The sequence below is a fragment of the Mycoplasma sp. ATU-Cv-703 genome, from assembly GCA_004011965.1.
Lineage (GTDB): Bacteria > Bacillota_I > Bacilli_A > Mycoplasmatales > Metamycoplasmataceae > RYZV01.
In genome coordinates, this window is sequence record RYZV01000001.1 from 259,726 (window position 1) to 283,262 (window position 23,537).

The 23,537-nt window shown below is 41.9% G+C and carries 19 protein-coding genes, 2 tRNA genes and 1 CRISPR repeat array; of the genes, 2 read left to right on the top strand and 19 right to left on the bottom strand.

What is annotated here, in order from left to right:
- The first annotated feature begins 13 nt into the window (after positions 1-13).
- A CRISPR array of direct repeats spans positions 14-2,556; the repeat unit is 36 nt; unit sequence GTTTAAGGATACATAAGGATTATACTGCCCCAAAAT.
- A 27-nt stretch (positions 2,557-2,583) separates the two neighbouring features.
- The 8 genes from cas9 to CSE00_RS01105 all read right to left on the bottom strand — a co-directional run bounded on the left by cas9 (position 2,584) and on the right by CSE00_RS01105 (position 13,641).
- The gene (gene cas9, locus CSE00_RS01070; protein WP_127942749.1) at positions 2,584-6,168 is read right to left on the bottom strand and encodes a type II CRISPR RNA-guided endonuclease Cas9; all 3,585 of its coding nucleotides are present in this window, start codon (positions 6,166-6,168) and stop codon (positions 2,584-2,586) included.
- Positions 6,169-6,249: 81 nt separating this feature from the next.
- Complete coding sequence (locus CSE00_RS01075) at positions 6,250-7,320, bottom strand: YhjD/YihY/BrkB family envelope integrity protein (protein WP_127942750.1); 1,071 nt, start codon at positions 7,318-7,320, stop codon at positions 6,250-6,252.
- A complete protein-coding gene (gatB, locus tag CSE00_RS01080) occupies positions 7,304-8,725 on the bottom strand; it encodes an Asp-tRNA(Asn)/Glu-tRNA(Gln) amidotransferase subunit GatB (protein ID WP_161565527.1) in 1,422 nt (473 codons plus the stop codon). The genes CSE00_RS01075 and gatB overlap by 17 nt, the downstream gene beginning before the upstream one ends.
- On the bottom strand, positions 8,718-10,025 hold the full coding sequence (locus CSE00_RS01085) for an amidase family protein (protein WP_127942752.1): 1,308 nt from the start codon (positions 10,023-10,025) through the stop codon (positions 8,718-8,720). The genes gatB and CSE00_RS01085 overlap by 8 nt, the downstream gene beginning before the upstream one ends.
- A complete protein-coding gene (locus CSE00_RS01090; RefSeq protein WP_127942753.1) occupies positions 10,025-10,306 on the bottom strand; it encodes a hypothetical protein in 282 nt (93 codons plus the stop codon). Before CSE00_RS01090 ends, CSE00_RS01085 begins: the two co-directional genes overlap by 1 nt.
- Positions 10,307-12,289, bottom strand: coding sequence for an NAD-dependent DNA ligase LigA (gene ligA, locus CSE00_RS01095; protein WP_127942754.1), 1,983 nt, complete (start codon positions 12,287-12,289; stop codon positions 10,307-10,309).
- Positions 12,290-12,326: 37 nt separating this feature from the next.
- Positions 12,327-12,947: a DUF2304 domain-containing protein gene (locus tag CSE00_RS01100; RefSeq protein ID WP_127942755.1), complete on the bottom strand. Its 621-nt coding sequence runs from the start codon at positions 12,945-12,947 to the stop codon at positions 12,327-12,329.
- Positions 12,940-13,641 carry a glycosyltransferase gene (locus CSE00_RS01105; RefSeq protein ID WP_127942756.1) on the bottom strand — a complete coding sequence of 234 codons (702 nt, stop codon included), beginning with the start codon at positions 13,639-13,641 and terminating at the stop codon, positions 12,940-12,942. The genes CSE00_RS01100 and CSE00_RS01105 overlap by 8 nt, the downstream gene beginning before the upstream one ends.
- A 189-nt stretch (positions 13,642-13,830) precedes the next feature.
- Between CSE00_RS01105 and CSE00_RS01110 the strand changes: the two genes are divergently transcribed.
- The gene (locus CSE00_RS01110; RefSeq protein ID WP_127942757.1) at positions 13,831-14,106 is read left to right on the top strand and encodes a hypothetical protein; all 276 of its coding nucleotides are present in this window, start codon (positions 13,831-13,833) and stop codon (positions 14,104-14,106) included.
- On the top strand, positions 14,099-14,581 hold the full coding sequence (locus CSE00_RS01115; protein WP_127942758.1) for an aspartyl protease family protein: 483 nt from the start codon (positions 14,099-14,101) through the stop codon (positions 14,579-14,581). The genes CSE00_RS01110 and CSE00_RS01115 overlap by 8 nt, the downstream gene beginning before the upstream one ends.
- Positions 14,582-14,687: 106 nt before the next feature.
- On the opposite strand, the gene CSE00_RS01120 is transcribed toward CSE00_RS01115, so the two are convergent.
- From CSE00_RS01120 to mgtE, 11 genes are all read right to left on the bottom strand, one after another.
- On the bottom strand, positions 14,688-15,518 hold the full coding sequence (locus CSE00_RS01120; protein ID WP_236631441.1) for an RluA family pseudouridine synthase: 831 nt from the start codon (positions 15,516-15,518) through the stop codon (positions 14,688-14,690).
- A 48-nt stretch (positions 15,519-15,566) separates the two neighbouring features.
- Positions 15,567-15,641: transfer RNA gene (locus tag CSE00_RS01125), tRNA-Gly, on the bottom strand.
- Positions 15,642-15,670: 29 nt separating this feature from the next.
- Positions 15,671-17,380 (bottom strand): phosphoenolpyruvate--protein phosphotransferase, encoded by a 1,710-nt coding sequence (gene ptsP, locus CSE00_RS01130; protein ID WP_127942760.1) that lies wholly within the window; start codon positions 17,378-17,380, stop codon positions 15,671-15,673.
- Positions 17,381-17,387: 7 nt separating this feature from the next.
- Entirely contained in the window at positions 17,388-17,651 is a 264-nt protein-coding gene (locus CSE00_RS01135) for an HPr family phosphocarrier protein (RefSeq protein WP_127942761.1), read from the bottom strand.
- Between the two features lie 49 nt (positions 17,652-17,700).
- Entirely contained in the window at positions 17,701-19,200 is a 1,500-nt protein-coding gene (gene cls, locus CSE00_RS01140) for a cardiolipin synthase (protein WP_127942762.1), read from the bottom strand.
- A gap of 342 nt (positions 19,201-19,542) precedes the next feature.
- Positions 19,543-19,719, bottom strand: coding sequence for a hypothetical protein (locus CSE00_RS03025; protein WP_161565529.1), 177 nt, complete (start codon positions 19,717-19,719; stop codon positions 19,543-19,545).
- 1 nt (position 19,720) lies between these two features.
- Positions 19,721-20,614 carry a hypothetical protein gene (locus CSE00_RS01145; protein ID WP_127942763.1) on the bottom strand — a complete coding sequence of 298 codons (894 nt, stop codon included), beginning with the start codon at positions 20,612-20,614 and terminating at the stop codon, positions 19,721-19,723.
- A 4-nt stretch (positions 20,615-20,618) separates the two neighbouring features.
- Positions 20,619-21,065 carry a hypothetical protein gene (locus CSE00_RS01150; protein ID WP_127942764.1) on the bottom strand — a complete coding sequence of 149 codons (447 nt, stop codon included), beginning with the start codon at positions 21,063-21,065 and terminating at the stop codon, positions 20,619-20,621.
- On the bottom strand, positions 21,032-21,259 hold the full coding sequence (locus tag CSE00_RS01155; protein WP_127942765.1) for a helix-turn-helix transcriptional regulator: 228 nt from the start codon (positions 21,257-21,259) through the stop codon (positions 21,032-21,034). The genes CSE00_RS01150 and CSE00_RS01155 overlap by 34 nt, the downstream gene beginning before the upstream one ends.
- 441 nt (positions 21,260-21,700) lie before the next feature.
- Positions 21,701-21,791: transfer RNA gene (locus tag CSE00_RS01160), tRNA-Ser, on the bottom strand.
- Between the two features lie 355 nt (positions 21,792-22,146).
- The gene (gene mgtE / locus CSE00_RS01165; RefSeq protein ID WP_127942766.1) at positions 22,147-23,535 is read right to left on the bottom strand and encodes a magnesium transporter; all 1,389 of its coding nucleotides are present in this window, start codon (positions 23,533-23,535) and stop codon (positions 22,147-22,149) included.
- Positions 23,536-23,537 lie beyond the last annotated feature (2 nt).

Here is a 23,537-nt window from a genome sequence, read left to right on the forward strand (position 1 = left end):
TAAACAAAAATTAGTTTAAGGATACATAAGGATTATACTGCCCCAAAATACGACGACTATGAACTGAAAAGATGGAAGAGTTTAAGGATACATAAGGATTATACTGCCCCAAAATTAATTAACTGTTTTTGTCCGTAGAACTCGGGTTTAAGGATACATAAGGATTATACTGCCCCAAAATACTATCGCTTAATCATTCACTAACCCCTTCGTTTAAGGATACATAAGGATTATACTGCCCCAAAATGACATTGCTAAGCAGCGTTTAAACGACCGCGTTTAAGGATACATAAGGATTATACTGCCCCAAAATTCATCGGAGTTTTGGATCTTCCGCGATGATGTTTAAGGATACATAAGGATTATACTGCCCCAAAATTTAAACATCGAGGTCAATAAACAAAAATTAGTTTAAGGATACATAAGGATTATACTGCCCCAAAATACGACGACTATGAACTGAAAAGATGGAAGAGTTTAAGGATACATAAGGATTATACTGCCCCAAAATTTACGATTACAAACTTCCCTACGGCAAAGTGTTTAAGGATACATAAGGATTATACTGCCCCAAAATTAAAGTCTTGGCGACTAGCGCTAGATACGGGTTTAAGGATACATAAGGATTATACTGCCCCAAAATGTAGCACGTAAATCCCCTTTCTATAACGGTGTTTAAGGATACATAAGGATTATACTGCCCCAAAATCCAAGCGGAAGAAGACTTAACAAACGAGCAGTTTAAGGATACATAAGGATTATACTGCCCCAAAATGTACGACATATACACCTTTTTTATAACGGTGTTTAAGGATACATAAGGATTATACTGCCCCAAAATTTTTTGTATCTATAATGCCACAGCATGCCGTTTAAGGATACATAAGGATTATACTGCCCCAAAATTCGTCTCAGTATAATCAATACGTGTCTAATGTTTAAGGATACATAAGGATTATACTGCCCCAAAATTGACGCCACCAGTAAGTGTCATCGCCAGCAGTTTAAGGATACATAAGGATTATACTGCCCCAAAATCGAAAAGTATGAAACGTTTAGGACATGACAGTTTAAGGATACATAAGGATTATACTGCCCCAAAATTATCTTTGCCGTTTTTAAATCTTATTTTGAGTTTAAGGATACATAAGGATTATACTGCCCCAAAATGAATTTGACCCAGTAATATATTCCTAATTTGTTTAAGGATACATAAGGATTATACTGCCCCAAAATCCCACCTTAATTCTAGCAGAAAAAACCCAAGTTTAAGGATACATAAGGATTATACTGCCCCAAAATTAGCGGTCGTTTAAACGCTGCTTAGCAATGGTTTAAGGATACATAAGGATTATACTGCCCCAAAATTTTCTCATTTTGCGTACGTGGATGCATCTCGTTTAAGGATACATAAGGATTATACTGCCCCAAAATTTTCAACTACCTTTGCGTGCTCTTCAACTAGTTTAAGGATACATAAGGATTATACTGCCCCAAAATGTTTCACTTCACAACTACATTCTTTAATTTGTTTAAGGATACATAAGGATTATACTGCCCCAAAATTGTAGAGTAATTTACCTTTTTGGTGCGTTTGTTTAAGGATACATAAGGATTATACTGCCCCAAAATCGAATTTTTAAAATGGTTAGACAAACTAAAGTTTAAGGATACATAAGGATTATACTGCCCCAAAATTTCTTCTAACGCCTTGTCTCAGTACAATCAGTTTAAGGATACATAAGGATTATACTGCCCCAAAATTCGGTCAGTACTTGATTAAATACGCATCGTGTTTAAGGATACATAAGGATTATACTGCCCCAAAATATGAGCAAGATGAAGATTAATTTGCACGGAGTTTAAGGATACATAAGGATTATACTGCCCCAAAATCCATCATTAAATGGGGTGGAAAAGATGGTTGTTTAAGGATACATAAGGATTATACTGCCCCAAAATTTGCAAGGGTGATATAAAGACGCCCAAAATGTTTAAGGATACATAAGGATTATACTGCCCCAAAATAGGATTATAGGTGCCATAGCAGAGATTGGAGTTTAAGGATACATAAGGATTATACTGCCCCAAAATCGTGAAGCTCACAATCGTCAAAAACCGCGGGTTTAAGGATACATAAGGATTATACTGCCCCAAAATCTTGGCATTTTTCAAACCTTTTGTCAGCAAGTTTAAGGATACATAAGGATTATACTGCCCCAAAATCTTTGATCATACTGTTGTAATTTTTTCTTTGTTTAAGGATACATAAGGATTATACTGCCCCAAAATGTGTTGCAATTGTTCCAGAATCAATTATTCGTTTAAGGATACATAAGGATTATACTGCCCCAAAATATAGTTGTGATTTGTTTCAACGGCAAATATGTTTAAGGATACATAAGGATTATACTGCCCCAAAATAGGCGACCAAAGCTAAACTACCGTTTAAGTGTTTAAGGATACATAAGGATTATACTGCCCCAAAATTATTGAGAATGAAATTGGGATCCACGACCGGTTTAAGGATACATAAGGATTATACTGCCCCAAAATGTCAAATTTAAAAATTTTTTAATTTTTTTACACCAAGAGTTTTAATGGTCGGAAAATGTGTTTAATTTTTTTGACGTTACCTAGATAATCTAGATTCACCATTTTGCAATTTACAAGTTTAGTGTTTAAGGTTCAAAAATCTCGCATTTCTTTTCCTTTAGAATCCAGGTTAGGCTTTCCATCCAATCTCTTAAGTTCTAATTTATTAGCTCGGGGAACACAACCACATATTCTGTAGATATTATCATCTTTGTCAACGATAATATCTCCTTTGTGTATGACAAAATACTCTGTATCGCTATTTATGCCTCTTCCCTTGATTTTTTTTCAGTATTCTTCTTTCAATTGATAAGAACCGTCGTTTTTGTATTTAGCGACCAACGCATTGATTGGCACTAACTGGTATTTGCCTTCATCATCACGATATAAATGAATTTCGGTTCACTTCATTGATTCGTAAAAAGAAGTAGAATCGGTTTCTCCGCTGCTCTTGCGCAAAACGATATCATCTAACTGCTTTTCTTCTCTTACAATCTTGATTGAGCTAACTTTTCTAGTAATTTGCTGTCCCTTTTTGTTTTCAAAGATAACTGGCACTCTGCCTTGTGCGTCAGTCAATTTTACAAAAGGATTGCTGTCTCCGCCATTTAAGAAAATTGTTCTCAATGCTAAAAATGTTTTCGGATCATGGATTTTCATTGGAACTGTGTATTTATAATCATCTGAAAAGACTTTTTTTAGATCATCAACCTTAGTGGTTGGATCAGCAAGATTAATTTTAACCACTTTGTGAATCTTGCCATCCACCTTTTTGCTACCATAAAGAGTTTCGTTAAACAGTTGTATGTTATTTTTCTTATTAACCATGTAAGAAAAACGAACTTTTTCCATGTTTGCATTCAGATCTTCACGAATTTCATTTGGTTTCATAACACGATTGTGTTCATCAAAAATTTTGCCAACTTTTTCACTTGTACCTTGTTTAACTCCATCTAGCACATCTTGAACACTTGCGGCAGGATTGCTGACAATTTTTTCAATAAGTTTACCAAGTCCTGGGTTTCTCAAGGCTAAATGAGTTACTAGGACAGCGTCTTCGGCATGGTGACCATTCCACTGACGAATTTTGATGCCGTTTTCATCAAGCGATCCGTCTTTTTCGGCCCAATCTGGTCTTTTCAGCGGATACCTTTTAGTGTCAACAATTTTGCGCAAATAACTGGTGGCCTTTCCGTTAATAGTTTTAACTTTTGCTTGGTGGAAGGGATGATTCTCTTCAACTGTTTTAGCAAATTCTTTTAGAATTGCAAGCACTTCTTTGGCAACGTAACGCGTATCCACCAGATTACGCTGAATGAAACGATGATTGTTGTTTGGATCAGAATAATCAACTTCTGACGTTATAAGTTCATATTTAGATGGCTGCCCGCCTGGTCTTTTTTCAGTTTTAGCAAAACGACCTTCCTTGCCGTATCAAATTGCTCACTGTTTTTTCATGCGAGCAAACTCTTCTGATGACAAATATTGAAAGGGAGTTAGTTGACCTTTGCGAGAATTATGAATTTTTTTGGTCAAAACTTTGTTATGACGCGAATCATCAAAAGACTGCGAATAAGGAATAATGTGATCAATGTCTGTGTAACCAAAGTCTTTAACTACTCTGTCAAGGTCAAGCAATTCACCATCATAAGCATCACGACCATGTTGTTGAACATAAAGTCAAACTTTTTGAAGCGCTTTGCCTTCTACTCGCGATGATCACCCCTCTTTTTCAGCTCGGTCCTTAATTTGTTCAACAAGTTCACGAATCTGTTCGTTACGTTGTGCCAAATATTTTTGGATATTTTTGATCGATTCCTTGGCCTGTTTGCCATTATGTTCACGAGCCATTTCAATTACGACATTTTGAACTTGATATTCTTTGTGCTGTTTGATAATTGTATTAAGCAAATTAATAGTCTGTCGAATTGAACGTTTAACTGTGGGAGAAGCAACCAATTCATCCATCCATTTTTTAGGTAGGTAAACGAGATTGTCGCCCGCCTGTAAGCGACTTTTCTTTTGGAATAGATCGTTTTCCTCGGCGATTTCCATTTGATTTTTACTAGTTTGCAATAACTCTGGCAGCATCATGCGCATAGCCTTGTAAGAAAGACTGTGATTTTCGCTGAAGCGAGCTCCTTTAACTTGGGATAGTTCCTCAATAATTTCTCCATTCAAGATAGGTGAATTGATCTCACTTAATTCAACTCGGCGATCCTCAACGCTTTTAAACTCGGAAAATACGTCCACTATATTGTCAACTATTTCTAATTTAAACCGATGCCCATCAAACAAATCGTCTAATTTCAACGCGCGATCAAATTTTTTCAAAACATTGTTCACAAGATGGAAAGAAGTCAATGGGGTAACAAGCGGTTTTCATTCCCCGTGTTTGCCCTCAACTCGAAAACCTTTAAAGTCTTGTTCTTCCATGTTGTAAGTCGCCATTAAATAATCGATTATTTTGTTGGTGTTAGCTTTTGTTTTTAGAGCAATTTCTAAACACTTAATTTTGTCTTGAAGCGATAAATGAGTGCGATCAGATTTGTTATCGGGATTGCCCATTCAAACGTTATTAAGATCGTTTAGTAAATTGAACACTTCAGCCGTAAGACTATTTTTAGGCGCTCTGTTTTGATCGGGCAAATAGGTGCACTTACCAATTGTCCTTGCTCACATGTTTGGGTGAGATTCAAGTTTTCCGGTTTCTTTGTCAATGTAGTAACGACTGTAAGGTGAAATTAACTGGTAATTCTTTAGACCAACATTTTCGTAACCTTCTTTTGGCCCCGGCCCAACCTCAAAACTGCGGTGGCGATTAAATAACTCTAAATAATCTTTTTGGAAATTTGATGCTAGAGTGGATTGGGCCAAAATCTTCTTCAATTCTTGATCGTAGTCTTTTCGTCAGAAATTTTGGTTAAACTCGTTGCGGAAATAACCTTCGGCTAAAAAACATTTCCACTGGTTTTCAATCGGCAACTTATCTTTGTCGTAATAGTCATTGTACGCAGAATCTTTGGTCTTTTTACCTGGTTTATCCGATCCTTGATCGTCATCTTCCACCGTGTATTTTTTACCACGGTGAGCCAAATACCAGTAAAGAACTTGGATCAAATCGTTTTGAGAAAGTTTTTGTGTCAAAGCGCGCTTACGCAGAACCATCACCCGAGAAGTTTTGAGCTGCGTTTTTTGCTCGGCACTTAAGTCCAATCCTTGGAAATCGCTTTCTTCAACTTTATCAACGATGTACTTGTTAACAAAATCGTAGAGGTACTTTCTCTCGCGATCCATCTTGTCAATTTCTAAGTCAATCAGTCCGTGGTTTTTTAAAAGTTTGATGTAATCAAGTTTTAAATTTTTGCGACGGTTTTTAAGTCGGCGAGCTGATCTTTTTTGGCGACGAATTTGATTTTCTAAGTGGTGGTCTTTTGGATCATCAACCGTTTCAAACAATCGCACTCCGTGCTTAATGATTTTAAGATTTTCATCTAGAATCGCTCAGCCAACCGAAGCAATTCCGATATCAAGTCCGATATTAACTTTTTTACGCGCTAGTTCTTGTTGCATTTATACACCCCTAATTAGCCTGACAAAGTTAGTCAGGTTTGCTGCGTAATAAAACTATATACCATCCACGCGCGACAATAATTACTTTTTTGACCAAGTTCGTTTATTCTCAACTCGCGGACCAACAAAAGTTTTGTAGTAAGACGCGTTGGTAGTGATGCCTAGAAAAATGAAGTAAGTAATGATCAGCGAAGATGTGCCGATGTACATGATCGCTCCCACGGTGCCATAACGACTGTAACTCCACATGTTAGCAATCGCTCCAAAAACAGCTAAAAACAAACTAGTCGGCAAAGCGCTAACCATGGCACCCGGCAAAACTTGCCGAGTTTTAATTTGAAAACGCGGTGAAAAGCGGTAGAAAAAAAGAAACATCATCAGCATCAAAACGAAAAGACCAAAAATTAGGAAGATGTACATGATTGCTTCCTGCGCCACCGGGTCAATCGGCAAAGCGTGTACTTCGCGATCCACAATGATGTTAATCGTTAAAGCAATTGCCAAAATAACCGTGAACTGTAAAACCAACATCATGCCGCGAAACTTATTCATCCAATACCCGCCCACAAAACGGTGTTCGTAAAGGTAAGATTGGGTGTAAATTAGCTTGGCAAATCCGCCCGCTGCAATCCAAGTGGTAATGATTAGGAAAAACAAAATCGGCAAAGCGGTGCCTAAGTTGGTAGTTCAACCCGAAACGGCCTCGCCAATTTGACTAATGATGTCCCTCATACCAGGAATAAACTTCCCCAGCACCTCAGCAATTGGATCTCTATCACCCGTTGAAATGAATTCTTTAAAACCAGGGATCGAGTAAATGAACATGATAATCGTCATGATCGGCATAAACGACATGATTAAGTAAAAAGCGATTGAAGAGGGAATGTAAATAAAGTCCGAAGACATAATCCGCTTATAAGTCCTGTCAATGATTTCAAAGTTTTTTTGCGGATCTCTCCAACGACTTGGTTTGACAACAATTCTTAAAGCGATGAAAATGATGAATTTAATTAGTTTTTCGTAAAAGGGGATTTTGCGCTGAGAATCAACGAGCAAAGATGAAATTAACTTGAACTGTTTCGGTTTTTTCTTTTTCTTAATTTTTTTGGGTTTTTCGTAGCCAGCGTCTAACCCTTTATTTCTTTTGAACATTAGTTTTCAATTCTAACCGCACTAACTCGCTGAGCATTTTCGCATCGGCTTGACCACGGGTTTCACGCATGATTTGACCAACGAGAAAGTTAGCGACTTTGTCCGGTTTGTCAGAGTTTTTCCCAATGAACTCCCGGTTTGCAAGCACGGTTTTCTTAATTATCGCACTGATTTGACCTTGATCCAACTTTTCGCGGGCTCTAGACTCTTTAACAACTTGGTCAAACGTGGTTTGGCCTTGGTCTAACTTAATTAAAGTTGGTTTAAGTTGAGCAATCGGCAAATCGCCTTGGCTAACGAGCTTGACAAGTTCCCCAAATTCGGTCGGTTTAATTTTTAAATTTGCTAGTCCGCGGTTTTGGTAATTAGCTAAAGCCATTAGATGACTGAAAAATAGACGCGCCCCTTGCTGGTGATTATTGAAGTTAACTGCATCAAAGTAAAGCGCTTTGTCAGGGCTACTCACTAACTGTTCTATGTACTGTGGTTCAACGCCAAGTTTTTGGTACCGTGAACGTTTTTGCCAAGGGAGTTCGGCGATTTTAATTTGCTCAACCCAAGCGCGATCTAGTTTAATCGGCGGAATGTTTGGTTCGGCAAAGTATTTGTAATCAATTGCAGCGGTTTTTTCGCGCATAGTCACCGTCTGGCCACTTGCTTCATCAAAACGCTTAGTAGCTTGAACCACTTTTTGACCGCTATCTAAAGTTTTGGTCTGCACTTGCGTTTCAAACTCAACTGCTTTCAAAATGTTTTGCAAAGAATTAAGGTTTTTGATTTCCACTTTAGTCCCATAACCATCAGATTGCGGCTTGTTAAGAGAGATGTTAATGTCTGCCCGCAGCGATCCTTCTTCCATTTTGGCATCGGAAATGTTAAGCGTCTGAGCAATTAGGCGAATTAAATTTACGTATTCATGAGCCTCTTGAGCACTAGATAAATCTGGTTCGCTAACAATTTCAATTAACGGCACCCCTGCGCGGTTGTAGTCAAGCAAAGTCAATTCGCCTTGATGGTGTGAGCGCGCCGTGTCTTCTTCAAGGTGAATCCGGGTAATTCGAACTTTTTTTTCGTTTCCCAAGTGCAAAATTCCCTTCGTGGCAATCGGTTCAAATTGTTGGGTTATTTGGTAACCCTTGGGCAAGTCCGGATAAAAGTAGTTTTTCCGATCAAACTTTAACTGATCTGCAAGTTGCATCTCTAGCGCCTTAGCGAGCTGAATCGCTTTTTCAACTGCCGCTTGGTTAACAGTTGGCAAAGTGCCCGGGTAGCCTAAATCAATTTCGTTAATCAAAGTGTTTGGCTCAGCGGCAAAATCAACGGGCGAACCAGAAAACATTTTCGTTTTAGTGTTCAGCTCTAGGTGAATCTCGATGCCGATTCGTACTTGGTAATTTTTAGTCACGCTTTGCTCCGATCAGTTTTTCAAAGTAAAGCGCGTGGGAAAGCAGTTTTTTGTCGTGGTAAATTTTCGCGTCCAACAGTAGTCCGACCGGCATGCCTTCTTCCCTAGTAAAGGGAATTGAAACCGACGGGTTACCAACCAAATTTGAAACGGCGCAGTACTCACTAGTTCAAACATTTGGTTTACCGCTTTCTCAAGTCGGCGCAAAAGTCGTGGTTGGAAAAACTAGGACATCGTAATGGTCAAAAATTTTGTTGTAGCGGTCGTGAATTAAGCGGCGAACTTTCTGGGCTCTTAAGAAAATTTCGGCTTGGTTTTCTCTAAGCAAGTAGTAGGCTCCGAGCGTGAAACGACGCTGAACCATTTTGCCAAGGTATTCACTGCGCGTTTTTAACATCATCTTTGACCAATCTTGACCCTCAATGCGTTGACCAAAGTTAACTCCGGCCAAATTAGCGTCGTTAGAGGAAGCTTCTGAGTAAGAAATTACTTCGTAAGTTGGGTCAATTAGTTCAAAAGTTTCTTGCTCTAAATTGACAACCTCAGTTTTGACGCCATCCTTGTTTAACTTGTCTTGCAAATCCAAGTAGGCTTTTTTAACCGTGGGCGATAGTTGACCGTAATCGTTTAAAAAAGCAACTCGCTCGGGTTTAACCAATTGAACTTCTGGCCGCTCTACTTCCCTAGTAGTTAAATCACGCGGATCTTGACCAAAAAGCGCTTGGCTAGCCACAATCGCGTCGTTAACATTGTGAGTAATTCATCCGACTGTGTCTAACGAAGAGGCGAAGGCAAACATGCCGTAGCGCGACACCGCTCCGTAAGAGGGTTTAAAACCAACTAGGCCGCAGTAGGAAGCTGGTAAACGAACTGAGTTACCCGTGTCTGAACCAATTGCCAAACCAATGTTTTGGGTAAAAGTTGCCACCGAACCCGATGAAGATCCGCCGGGCATACGAGTTGAATCTAGCGGATTATTAATTTTTCCTCAGGCCGAGTGCTCGCCCGATCCACCTAGTGCAAGTTCGTCCATGTGAATTTTAGCAGCAATGCCGGCGCCCGCTTGGCGCAATTTAGTTACAACCGCGGCGTCATAACCAGGCTCAAAGCCAACCAAAATTCGAGAAGAGGCTTGAGTCGGCGCGTCGGAAGTCGCATAAAGATCCTTGATTGTGACGACAACTTGACTAAGCAACCCGGCACCAAACTCCACTTTTTGGTAAAGATGAGCTAAAGCGTGGTTTGAATCATTTTTGAGTTCATGAACCGCTTGACCTAAGTTGCCTTTTTGTTTAAACACTAGAGCACCTTTTTTAGACTAACCAAACCGTTTTGCTGGCTCGGAGCGTTTTTTAGACAAATTTCGCGGTCAATTTGGTGATTGGGCTCATCAACTCGCAAATTAAAATGGCAAGTTTGCCCAATCCAAACAAGCGGATTTATGCCGCTCACATCAACCTTTTTGAGGCGATTAATTTTAGTCTCTAAAAGCTCGTACTCCTGCTCTAATTGATCAAGCACCTCAGAATTGACTTCTAGCATTAACGTGTTGGCAACTTTAGTCAGTTTGGCTCGGTCCATCTAAACTTCCTCCTGCAAAATTTTCTTGAGCTGTTTTTCCTCAATAACTTTAATTTTTAACTGCTCGGCCTTAACTAATTTGGAACCCGGATCTTGACCAACCACTAAGTAGTTAGTGCGTTGAGTGACGGCGCTTGTCACGTTGCCGCCTTGGGCTTCAATCATGCTAACGTACTTTTCGCGGGGCAGCGAAAGAGTGCCCGTCAAAACAAAGTTAACGCCAACTAAATTTTGACTTCCGCGAACTTCCGACTGCTCTAATTTTAAACCGAGTTGGGCAAACTTACTTAACATCTTAATGTTAGCCGGGTCGGTAAAAAAACTGTGGACTGAATTAGTGACCGCCGGGCCAAGAGTTAAAATTTGCTCAATTTGAGCGGGTTCGGCAGATGCTAAATTATCTAACGAACCAAAGCGCTGACTTAGAATTTTGGCGGTTTTTGCACCGACGTGGCGTATTCCTAGTCCGTAAATAAACTTGGCAAGCGGACGGCTTTTAGCTTCTTCAATTGCTTTTAGAAGGTTAGCAGTGGATTTATCGCTGAACTTAGGTAGTTCTAAAATGCGGTCTCGCTGGGCGTCCAAAGCAAAAATGGAGGGTAGATCGCTGACCAATTTTTCGCTTAAAAATAACTCTAAAGTCATGGTGGAAAGACCCCGGATGTCCATCGCTCCCTTGGAAACAAAGTGTTCAAGGCTAGCTAAAATGCGCGCCGGACAGTTGATGTTAGGACAATACTGGTCCACTTCGCCTGTTAATCTTAAAAGACGCGTTTGACAGCGCGGGCAATGGGTCGCTTCTTGCCAAGGCTGAGAGTTGACTTTGCGCGCAACTCCGAGCACGCGAGGAATAATCGCGCCTGACTTTTTCACTTTTACTACATCCCCCACGTTAATGCTGCGCTCGCGTACGTAGTCAGCATTATGGAGCGTAGCCGCGCTGACAATCGTACCCGCTAAGCGAATTGGCTCTAGTTTGGCGTTATAAGTCACGCGACCCGTTCGACCAATGCTAGGAAAAATCGCGTTTAGCTTGGTTTGGCCAACTTCTTCGGCAAATTTATAAGCGATCATTGACTTTGGGTACTTGGCAGTCTGGCCAATGTCCTCGTAAAGTTTTAAGTCATTAACTTTGATAACAACTCCGTCGGTGTCGTAATTTAACTTTTTAGCTTGGTCGGCCAGTTTTTGCGTTTGCTTAACCGCCGCCTTAATACCAACAACTACTTGGCCGTGAGGCTCAATCGGTAACCCCTGACTTTTGATAAAGTCAAGCACATCTTTTTGACCAGGTAATTGGTGTGCCAAAGGATTAACTAGCGCATAAAAAAAAGCGTTTAACCGGCGCTTTTGGACCACCTTGGCATCTAGTTGCCTAAGCGTGCCAGCCGCGGCATTGCGCGGGTTAGCAAAGCGCTGATCGGTCTGGGAGTTAAGTTGGTTAAAAACTTGGTGGCTAAGGTAAATTTCACCGCGAAACTCAACCTCTTGTTTGGAGGGGATTTGATACGGAATGTCAGCGATCATTTTAACGTTGTGAGTAACATCTTCGCCCACTAATCCATCGCCGCGCGTTAACGCCTGGGTTAAGATGCCTTGGCGGTAAATGAGCGCAATTGAAACGCCATCAATTTTAAGTTCGCAAACATATTCAAGCGGTTGACTACGGGCGAGTTGATTCATTATGTGCTGATCAAAACGAATTAAATCCGCCTCATCAAAAGCGTTAGCCAGCGACATCATTGGTTGGCTGTGGGCGACTTTTTGAAAACGCTGGTCAACTTTTCCGCCGATCCGCTGGGTAATTGAATCGGGGCTAACTAGACTAGGAAATTGCTGCTCTAACTTTTCAAGTTGTAAGTAAGCTGCGTCATAAACAGCGTCGCTTACGCTGGGAGCATCTTTTTCGTAGTATTCCTTGGATCAGCGCTCCAGTTTACGGCGCAGTTCAGCCACTTTTTGGGCGGCCTTTTTTTCGTTCATAGCCTAATTATAAGGCAAGGTCTGTGCGCTAAAAGGACTAGTCGGAGGAGTTCTTCTTAGAGTTAATTGATTTTTTGTGGTAACGCTTTTCAAGACTCTGAATCTGTTTCTCAATTTTGACTTCGGCTCGCATTTTACGAAGACGATCCTTGAGCTTAAGTTTAACCTCGCGCGGTGTTAAAGGCGTAACCGTGAGCGGTATTTTGGCAAAATCAGCCGTGCGGTTAACTTTACCTTTCAAAATCGCTAACTCCTGATTTAAGTAATCAATCCGTTGGTCTAAACCAGTTAAACGGATGTAGTTGACTAAAGTTTTAATCAAGATGTAAATTAACAGACCAAAAATCCAGAGAAAAACTCATTCCATGCCGTGGGGCAGTTCGAGACCAAACACGTAAAAAGCAAAAAGGCTGAAAAGGTTGGGTGCAACGTAGCCAAAAATTTGCAACATTTGAACGATGAAAATGTAAATCACGGCCAAGGTGTAAACGCAGTTTAAAACTAACCAAGTAATCATTGACTTGAGTTGCACACGCTTGCGTTTTATTTCAACAAAAAATCAAACCAAAGTGGCTAGCGCCAGAGCCAAGAGCAGTGTCGGCATGCTAATTCCGATCACACGCCCAATTTGAATTCGTAAATCTGGGAGATTATTCATGGTTAGACGGGCCCCTTTTCAAACGTTGAACAACTAAAATTGATATCAACCACCTCAAAACTTGCATCCACCTTCGCCAGCGCGTGGGATAAAGTCCGGAGTATTTCCGTTTCAGAGGATTAATTTTCAAATTTACGCCTACTTCGGTAAAAAGATACTGGTTCATTAATAATAAAGCAATTGCGTCGGGTCCTGACCAAGTGTCATCCCGAATTAGTGTTTCCAGCGTTTTCAATTTGAAAAGACGAAAGCGTAAAACCGGGTCGGAAATGTAACGTCTAGTTGAACGCTTGAGAGCTCAAGTTAGGATTTTGTCGGATCAACGCCTTTTTTTAGACCGCTTGGCGTCGGTAAAACGCGTAGCCAAAACAAAGTCATTTTTTTGAGCCTGCTTGGTCAATTTTTGGATGTCGCTTACTTCAAAAAAATTGGATCCGTCAAACTCAACCACGGCCTGGTACTCCTGAGCTTGGGCGTAACGCAAACCAATCTTAAAAGCTTGACTGTAACTGGTTGGTAGGGGTGTTGAAAGGTAAGTCATTTTGTTGTTGTCTAACAAATCAATCGTGCGATCCGTAGACCCGTGGTCAACGACTAAATAGTCAACTTTGGGATTGGCCTTTTGGATTTGTTCCACGACTTGTAAAATCGTTTTTTCAACGTTGACAACCGGGATAACCAGCAAAACTTTCATACTTTTATTATAGAAACATTTGCCTGAACATTACTCTATGTCTTTTGGCGCTCCCTGAACTGATGCCAAGGTTTCTTTGCTATGCCAAATAAGGTAGTCAATGAATATTTTTAAACAAATTAAAAATGAAAAAATTTCACATAACAACCAATGTAAAATATGGATTATACTTTAAGTAAGAGGAGCAAAATGCCAAGCAACGAGAAAGATAAATATAAACGAGAAGTTAACCAAAATTACGACTGATTTAACCAACACAGAAAGGAAATATTAAAGCAACACCCGGATAAAATCGGTTACTTTATCGTTATTAAAAACAAAAAAATTAAAGGTTTCTACGAGACAAGAGAACAAGCTTTGGTTGAGGCTCGCACTAAGTTCGGTGAGGAACCTTACTCGATTCAACAGTTACAAAAAAAAGAAACCGTCAGCACACTAGGGATTTTGCAAGTTTTGAATGCCTAAAATAATGGGCTGGATTAGTGGCAATAGTATCGTAATTGATATATTAGTCGCTAAATTTGAAAAGCCTGAATTTGATTCTTCGGGCAAACTGAGCAAACGCGGAAGGTTTTTGTTGGGAAATAATCAAAGATGACTTAAGGCGCTGCTTGATACGGGAGCGACAGAAAGTGTTATATCAAGTGAGTTGGTAGAAGAATTAAATTTGAAACCAATTGGAAAACGAAAAATCTGCACTGCTTCATCTAATGAAATTGAGGTTTTTGCCTACGAAGCTGGAATTGGAGTCAAACTGGTTGCGGGAGTCAGAAAAACACAAAATCAAACTCAAGAATTAGGTACGATTAAATGATATCCAATAATCGTCACCGGCAATGAGGCTATAAAACACCAGGGACTAGATGCCATAATCGGCATGGACATAATTATGAGTGGACAACTGACTGTGTCAGGTGATGTGTTTATACTCTCTATATAGTTTTCATAAAACCGGATTGACGACTCTAATAAATGTTTAGTTTGTTCGTTAAGTGTTTGCCCTCGTGAATTTAATGCAACTGCTCTAAAAATGCGAGCGCAGTTATTTACCATTGAGGGTTGTCGCTAATTTGTAAATCTTTCAAGTAATCTAACGGCGGTTTTAAACTAGAGAACTTAATTCGGTGGCAGTGCAAATAAAGACGTTTGGATGGTTTGCCGCCGTACTTTTTATCGCCTCAAATCGGCTGACCTAACTCGGCCAAAGTAACTCTAATTTGGTGTTTTCGACCAGTTTTTAACTGCGCGAATTGCTGACCTTTCTCGTTTCAGAAAACTGTTTGGCTGATCTTTCCCTGGGCAGCAACTTTTTGGCGACCTTTTTGGCGATCATCTGCCAATTTCAAACTAATCTCTTGGTTAACGGGACGGTCAGTTTTAAGAAGGTAAGTTTTTTCAATTTGATCTTGCTGAGCATTGAGTCTGGTTAAAGTCAAATAATTCTTTGCGTAAATAATTAGTCCGGAAGTCTCTTGGTCTAGCCGACCAACGTGAGAAGGACGAAAACTTGAGTTGGCCTTAAAACGTAAGTAAGTTAAAACTTGCTCGTCCAAGTTATCGCCCTTGCCGTGGACAATTAACCCGGCCGGTTTGCTAACAACTAAAATGTTTTTATCTTCGTAAACAAGTTTAAAAGTTGGTGGACGCCGAAGAAAAGATTTAGGCGAAGCGTCGGCTTTTTTAAGGCCGTAAACAACAATTAAATCTCCGCTTTGTAGTTGGTAGTTTTTAGCAACTTGGCGTTGACTATTTAAAGTTAAGTCGCGCTGACGAAAAAGCCGCTCAATCCGACTGACTGGTACGTCGGGCAACATTTTCCGTAAAAACTTAAATAGCGTGCGACCTTCATCATCAGAGTTGGCGGTTCATTTTAACATCACGATTAAAACTACTTTAAAAAGGTTAATTTGGCCGTAATAATACGATGGAGCAAGTGACGGGAATCGAACCCGCATCGTCTGGTTGGAAGCCAGAAATTCTAGCCATTAAACTACACTTGCGGAAAGAACTTTTCCATTATAGCACCAATTTAATGCTCGCGCATGAATTGCTCAACCAGCGCTAAAACTTCTTTTTCACTCGCACAAACAAGCGATTTTTGGGCTAATTTAACCGCTTCAACTTGGGTCAGACGGGCGATTTGTTGGCGAGCCGTCAAAATTGATTCGGCCCCCATTGAAAACTCATCTAAACCAAGGCCAATTAAAATCGGAATTGCCCTTTTGTCGCCAGCCATCTCACCACACATACCAACCCACTTGTTGTGTTTGTGACCGCCCTCAATCGTCGCCCTAATTAAATGCAAAATTGATGGGTTGAGCGGTTGGTAAAGGTAAGCGACTTTTTGGTTCATGCGATCGTGGGCCATGCTGTACTGAATTAAATCGTTGGTACCGATTGAAAGAAAATCAGCGTGGCGGGCAAACTGCTCCGATAAAACTGCCGCGGCTGGAATTTCAACCATCATTCCAACTTGAATTCGCTTGGCCACCTTTGTGCCCGCTTTAACTAGCGAGTTGTAAACGCTCTGGTAAATTTTCTTTGCCGCTAGAAATTCTTCTAACGTAGCGATCATCGGAAACATAATCGCCAAGTTGCCGTGGATTGAAGCACGAATTAAAGCTCTAAGCTGGGTTCGGAAAATATCGGGCTTGTCTAAAGAAAAACGGACCGCTCGATTACCCAGGAAAGGGTTGTCTTCGACGGGGAACTTGTGATAAGCCAACGTCTTGTCGCCTCCGATGTCAAGCGTGCGTACCACGACTGGTCGGGGCGCCATTTTTTTTAAAATTTGCCGGTAAATCTTGTACTGCTCTTCTTCGCTTGGCCAATGTTGGCTGTGCATGTAAATAAACTCTGAGCGAAAAAGTCCAATCCCTTCGGCGTCGTTAGTTAGAACTTTCTCAAGATCCTCCAAAGAACTAATGTTAGCCGCTAACTCAACTTGGTGGCTATCTAACGTGCAAGTTTTTTTGCCGCGAAACTTCTCTGCGCTAGCGCGTTGAACTTCCGCCGCAATCATTTTAGTTTGCAGACGTTTTTTTTCCTCAAGCGTTGGTTTTACAATCACCATGCCAGTTTCGCCATCAATCGCGACTGGATCGCCAGTTTTTATTTTCTTGAGTAAATTGCTAACGCCAAGCACAGCCGGAATTTGGCGGGCTCGGGCAATAATTGCCGCGTGGGAAGTTTGACCACCAATTTCGGTGGCAAAAGCTAAAACTTGATCGTTCATTTGAGCGCTTTGGGAAGGTGTAATGTCGTGGGCCACAATTACAACTGGTTTTTTGATTTGCGAAAGATCTACCCGCTTAACACCTGCCAGCGCAAAAGCGATTTGATTAGCAACATCCTTAATGTCGCTCGCTCGCTCGCGCATGTAAGCGTCTTCCATGTTTGCAAAAAGCGTCACCCACTTGCTGCTAACTTGGTCAAGCGCTCAAAGTGCATTGGTCTTTTTGTCTTTGATTAAAGTTTCAACTTCGCCTAACAAACTTGGATCTTGAGCAATTGAGCGGTGAGCCTCTAAAATGTCGGCTTGCGAAGTATCTGATTGAGCCCGGCTCTGTTTTTCTAAAACGCTAATTTGGTTAACGATTTGCTTGACCGCTTGGCGAAAGCGAGTTATTTCGGTTTGACTATCAGCCGGAGAAGCGGTAATTTTTAATTTTTGCTCGCTTAAAACGAGCGCATTTCCCACCGCGATACCATTTGAACTTCCGATTCCCTTCAGTACCATAGTCTGCTTAAATGAGACGGTTTTCTTGCATCGCCTTTTTAATTGCCACGATCGCCTGGTCAGCATCGTCCCCAAGCGTTTCCACGCGAACTACGTCGCCCTTTTTCACGCCTAAAGCCATCACATTCATTATGGACTTCAAGTTACCATTGCGCTCGTTAGCACCAATCGTAGCGTCGCTTTTAAACTTTGAAGCCACTCCGACCACTAGCGCAGCCGGTCGAGCGTGCAAGCCAACTGGATCAATAATTTTTGCTTCAAAAGATGCCATATTTCCTTCTTTTCCGCTGAACTACTAGGTTTGAAAAAATTATAACAGACTACATAGCCGGTGCAAAAAAGAGTGCTAAGACGCTAATGAATCAGCGACGCAAGCGTTTTTGTTTTAAATCACTTAACTCAACTAAACTCGAAAGACGGCGGTAATGCTCAATTAAAGCTCCCACTTGTTGAGCGGCTTCTCCCTGCACTAAGGCGCTGCATTCAAACTGGGAGTTCATGGAGCGAAAATCAAAGTTGAATGTCCCAAGGTAAGCGTACTGGTCGTCAAACAAACCAATTTTAGCGTGCAAAATCATCTCGCGTGCCTGGTAGACTTTGACGCCATAAGGCTTAAGTTGACTGAGCCAAAAAAGCGTGGCCGTGTAAATACTCTTTTTATCGGGCAAGCCAGGAATAAAAATCTCCACTTCCACGCCACGTAAAGTCGCCGCTTTAAGAGCTCCGAGCAAAGCGTGGGTTGGAATGAAATAAGGAGTGACAATTTGAATTTTTTTGTGAGCGTTAAAAATCCAACTCACAACCGAACTTTCCAGCGGATTATCGTCAATTTCAGGTCCATCTTCCACTAACACGGCCCAAGAATTCCCGCCACTTTTGTCTTCCAAAAGGTAAGACTCAAGCGGCTCTAGGGGCGGACCAATCGAATTCCAATCGCCCAAAAAAAGCAGCGAATAAGAACGAACGATTGGACCGGTAATCCGCGCCTTGTAATCTAGTCAAACGCCAAAACGCTTGTCTAGATTAGCGTATTCATCGCCGATGTTAGCTCCGCCCGTGTGAACAATTCGGCCGTCAATAATAATTAGTTTGCGGTGGTTGCGATAAGTGTTGTTTGATCCGATGAAAGGAAAGTGAATCCGGTTCAAAATCCGAATTTCTACCCCTTGCTGACGTAAAAATTTCATTTCGTACCACGGCAAGCCCCAACGCCCAATGTCATCAATGATCATGCGTACTTTGACTCCAGCGCGCACTTTTTCAACGATTAACGCCCGGAACTGGTCGTAAATTTCGCCAGCTTTAATGATGTAGTAATTAACGTGAATAAAATGCTGGGCCTTTTTGATGTCCGCAAAAATTTGTTCAAAACTTTGGGGCCCGCTCGCAAAAACTTCAAAATTACCCCGGTAAATACCGCGGTTAGAAAGTTTGCTTTGGTTATTAAAAAGTTCCTGACGCGTTGGTAAGGAAGTTTTTAAATCGGTGATTTCGTGCTTAAAATTTTGCTTTTGGCGGTAAATATCTAAACTGGTTCGTTCCGAATAACGTAGTCCGAAGAGCAAAAAAAGAAGTGGTCCGACCAATGGCAAAAGAATAAACACTAGCAGTCAAGATAATTTAACGTATTTGTTGCGGCGCTGACTAAAAAGCGCAAGACCTGTTACAACCGATAAAACGTAAATTAAAACTACGCCGCTCGCCCACGGCGAAACGCCTTGCTGAGCCAAAAAATAAACTAGGTAAATACCGCCTAGAAACAAAAACAGCAAAACGAAATAAATGCCCGTTGTTCTTAACCCGCGTCTTAAGTAATGCATACCCTCATAATTATAAAATCTTCCTAATTAGCCGGGGCTAAAAAATGTGTAGACTTCACCAAAATTCTTTTTTTGATTTTTAGTCCTTGATTTCACGATGGCTGTTTTTGGTTTGATTTCTCTGTTTTGATTTCGCGACGCGTTTTGATTTCTTTTTGATTATTCAAACCGGCGGCTATCTCGGGGAGGAAGCGGACGAAGATCACGAGCTTTTTTTGTCGCTCGCGCATTTGTTAATGATTCCTTCAAGTTCGCGCAACTTGACTGTGCTTACGCATTCCGCGGTTTCGCTTGCGTCGGCCCGGATAAATCCGCCGGTCACTTGGCTCAGGCGCAGAAGTTTTATCAGGATATGTTTGTGGCGGTGATTTCGCCTTTCTCCAGTTCCGCGACGCTTTCGCGCTTCATCTGTTTGTAGGTTGATCGCGCTTCCGGCTCCATTCTTATGATCTGGGTAGCGTCGATCTGATCCACGTTGTTGTCCACCAGGTTTCGGCTTGTCATCCTCAGCTTTTCCATTTTATCTGTCCTCCTCGATTTTCTTTTTCATTATGATTTTGGCGTCCTTGATTTTTTGCGCTTCCTCTTTCTTCGCGAGTTCCTTGTCCAGGATGCACTCGATCAGCATTTTGAGGAAGGGATAAAGCTTGCGGCATTCTTGTTCGGTGTATCGGTGGACGCCGTTGCTTAGCAACGTGTAGAGTTGGTCGCGCTCGTCTGTGAAGTCAGGTGGGATGATTTTCTCTGCTCGTTCAACGGCCGTCATCTTTTCCTGGAATTTTGCTTTTTCCTTTGGCTTCGGCAACTTCTGGTATTTGGTGTTCACCAGGTGTTCCAGGATCCGGCGCAGATAAACGAAGGCGCCGATCCCTTGGCCGGTGGAGAAGGAGAAACTGGCTTCAAGCAGTTCGTTGTAGTAGCGGCCAAGCTGCTTAGCATATTTTTGGTATTTCAGTTCGTATTCCTTAACCGGGGATGGGAATTGTCCGATCTTGGTAAGGGACCCTTCGCGGACGTAGAGGGCGATGCTGTGTAGTTCATCGCAGTAGGTGCACTTCAGGATTATCTGCGTGAAGAGTGGAGCCTTATTTGACCATTGGTATTCTCCTTTTCTGTCCAGTCTCTTCTGGGACTGCATGGAGTACACTACGTTTGCTTGCCGTCCCGTGATGTGACTCAGGTCTATCTTCAACGACTCAAAGACGCGTTCCTTCTTGCAGTCTGTGCCTGAGCAGAAGTTTTCCAACTTGATTCTTTCGCCATTGTATTTTTCGGCCATGTCACCGAGTTGGTTCCGGGTCATTGTCTCTTCTTGGTATATAGGTGTATTCGCCATGAATCCGAGGAAGTCAAAGTCGCGCCGTTCGGCGACGTCACCGAGCAGCTTTGTCCTGTTGTCAAAAATGTCTATCATTAGTTTATCGAGTCCCTCCTATTTCGTGCTGGATCCATTTGCTCAGGAGGGGTGTGCTTTTCTCTGTAATTGAAAAGAGGAACGCATTGAAGCGGCACTTGTCATGTGCTGTTCCCCGGATTGTGAATTTGTATCCCTTGGCACATTTCTCGCTGCAGTATTTGCACGCTGGTGCTTTGTCTATTTCTTTTTCCATTTCGGCTGTGAGGTTATCTAAGACGTCGCTCGGTGGGTTTTCCGAATAAAGGCGCGGGAGCAGTCCGCTCTTGCGGAATAAAAAGCTCGGCAAGATGCGTTTTGTTTTCGGGTTCTTGTATGTCACGAAGAACCCAGAGGCCTTGTTCTCTATGGCAATTTTGAATCCTGCGGCCAGGAGCGCGTCGTGTGTCTTCTGTACGGAGTCCCGGTGCTGCGGGTCTACCGACTGAATAAAATCTTTGTAATCGTTCATTCTTCCTCCTTTATCGCGATGCCTTTCTTTTCGCAGAGTGCTGCGAAGGCTCGCTGCGTTTCGTAATTTGGCTTTCGGCGCTTGTTCTCCAACTTGTTAAGTGTGGCAAACGTCACGCCGAGTTCCTTTGCTATGTCCTCCTGGCTGATTATCATTTGGAGTCGCGCTTGTTTTAATTTGTCGCCAAATTCCATTTCACCAATCCTCCTAGTTGTCGCAAATATGTCGTAAGTATAACGTGTTTCGTGTTTTTGCGCAAGGCTTTCTTCGCCGCGGCGAAAGTGGCCGCTCCGGGCCTAAATCTAAATGCTTGATTATTCGGTTTTCCCGGTTTTTAGACCCTCGCAAAGCCGCACAAATGGCCAACACTGGCCAATAGGGTTGAACCGTGCGTTATGCCTAGGAGGGGCGAAAGAGTCGCACACATACGAAATTGTGTTTCTGAGGTTTTTGCCTGGTTTTGCTGTGGTTCTGCTGGTTGCTTTTTGATTTCGCGGCGGTTTTTGATTTCTTCGTCCGGCTTTTTGATTTCTTTTTAATAATCAAAAGGCCTTGGTCCGGCGTCATAAAATCAAAGCAAAATCAAAAAGCGCCGCGCTGGTTTGGGTAGAATAAGACTTTTTACTTACTCTATATGGCGGGCCAGAGAGGGCTCGAACCTCCACATCACGGAAGTGATCTACGTCCTTAGCAGGGACGCCTCTTAACCAATTTGAGTACTGACCCGGAAAATAATTACTTACATGATACTACAAACCCGCTGCCGGACCAGGCTTAGGGCCGCAAAAAAAACCACCCGGTGAGTGGTGGTCCTCACTAAGAAGTGGCCAAATCAAGAGTACATCAAGGGAATGCTTTAAACCTAGGCTCTAACTTAACGCTGATGGCTAAATAGACCAAGGCAACGATAGGGATATAACGGACAAATAACTACTTTAATTGAACTCTAAGATAAGAATGAAAAGCGAGTAGGAGTAACGAATAAGCCGTCTAGTTTGATTTGGCACCCATTTTCTTAGTGCCCCTTCATTATAGACAAACTGAAAACTGGAAATTTATATTCCCAATTTTGGAAATTTTGCTAGATAACTCCGATTGAGGAAAGGATGCCGATTGAAATACCAAATAGAACCAAAGTGGCCACCGCATCAATAACAGTTGTAATCAGCGGACCCGATAAAAGCGCCGGATCAAGACCGACTTTCTTAGCTAAAAGCGGGATGATTGAACCGACGGTTTTCGCAATCACAATCACGATCCAAAGCGCTAACGAAGAGGTGAAAGCCAGCAGGATAAAATCGCTGTCGTGAATATCGCCCGAAATTGAGTAGTAAATGATTAGCCGCACAAAGTTAAAAATAGCCAAAGAAAAACCGATCAGCATCGAAACAAGTAGTTCTTTGCAAACGACTTTCAAATAATCTTTGGTCGTAATGTCGCCAACGGCTAAACCTCGGATTACCAAAGTGGATGTTTGCGTGCCAGCATTTCCAGCCGCGTCCATCACGACGGGGATAATCGCGACTAACGCCGAAGTTAAGACCGAACCAAGTCGTAACTGGGAAACATTTTGAAAGATGTCGATAAAAATCGAGGCTACCGTTGATGAAAGCATCAAAATTAAGAGTCAAATCATTCGGGAACGGTAAGTGGTAAAAACCGACGTTTCGGTGTAAGTTTTTTCCTCAGTCCCACTAACTCCAGCGAACTTACGAAAGTCGTCGATGGCAATCTCTTTAATTACGTCAATCATGTCGTCGGCAAAAACCATTCCAACCACCTCTTTTTGGGTGTTTAAAACTGGTAGAACCGACATGTCTTGCTCAGCAAAAATAATCGCCGCGTCTTCTTTGTGAGTAGTTGTACGGAGTTCGGTGCTAACTGGGCGGACGAGTTTTTGAATCTTCGTGTCAGCTTTAGCAAAGACAAGATCTTCCAAAGCCACGTAACCAACCAGTTGGTTGCGCGCATTAACGACGCAAAAATAGTGGGCTAGCCGAGCTTCGCTTTTTTCTTCTTTAATTGTTTCAAGCGCTTTCTTAGTCGTGAAAGTTTGACGCAGCAAAACGATGTCAACCGACATAATTGAACCGATTTGATTGTCGTGGTAGCGGAGAATTTTGTTGATGCTCTCCTTAGTCTCTTTGTCGGTTGCTAGCGAAAGAATTCGCTTAGCTAGTTCAATTGGCACCTCTTCAACAAGGTCGGCAATGTCGTCGGTGTAAAGTTCGCCCACGATAGTTTTAATTTCCGAATCGGTAAAAGAACTGACTAACTCCTCTTGGAAATCAGGGTCAAGCGCAGCAAAAATGTCCGACTGACTAGTCGTGTTTAAAAGTCGAAAGTAGAGCACTCGTTCGGTCGGAGTGAACTCTTTGAGCATTTTAACTATGTCGGCAACGGGAGTAACTTTGGTGATTTTACGAATTTGCGGAACATTTTTGGCTTTGATGGCGGCTTGTAAAGTCATTG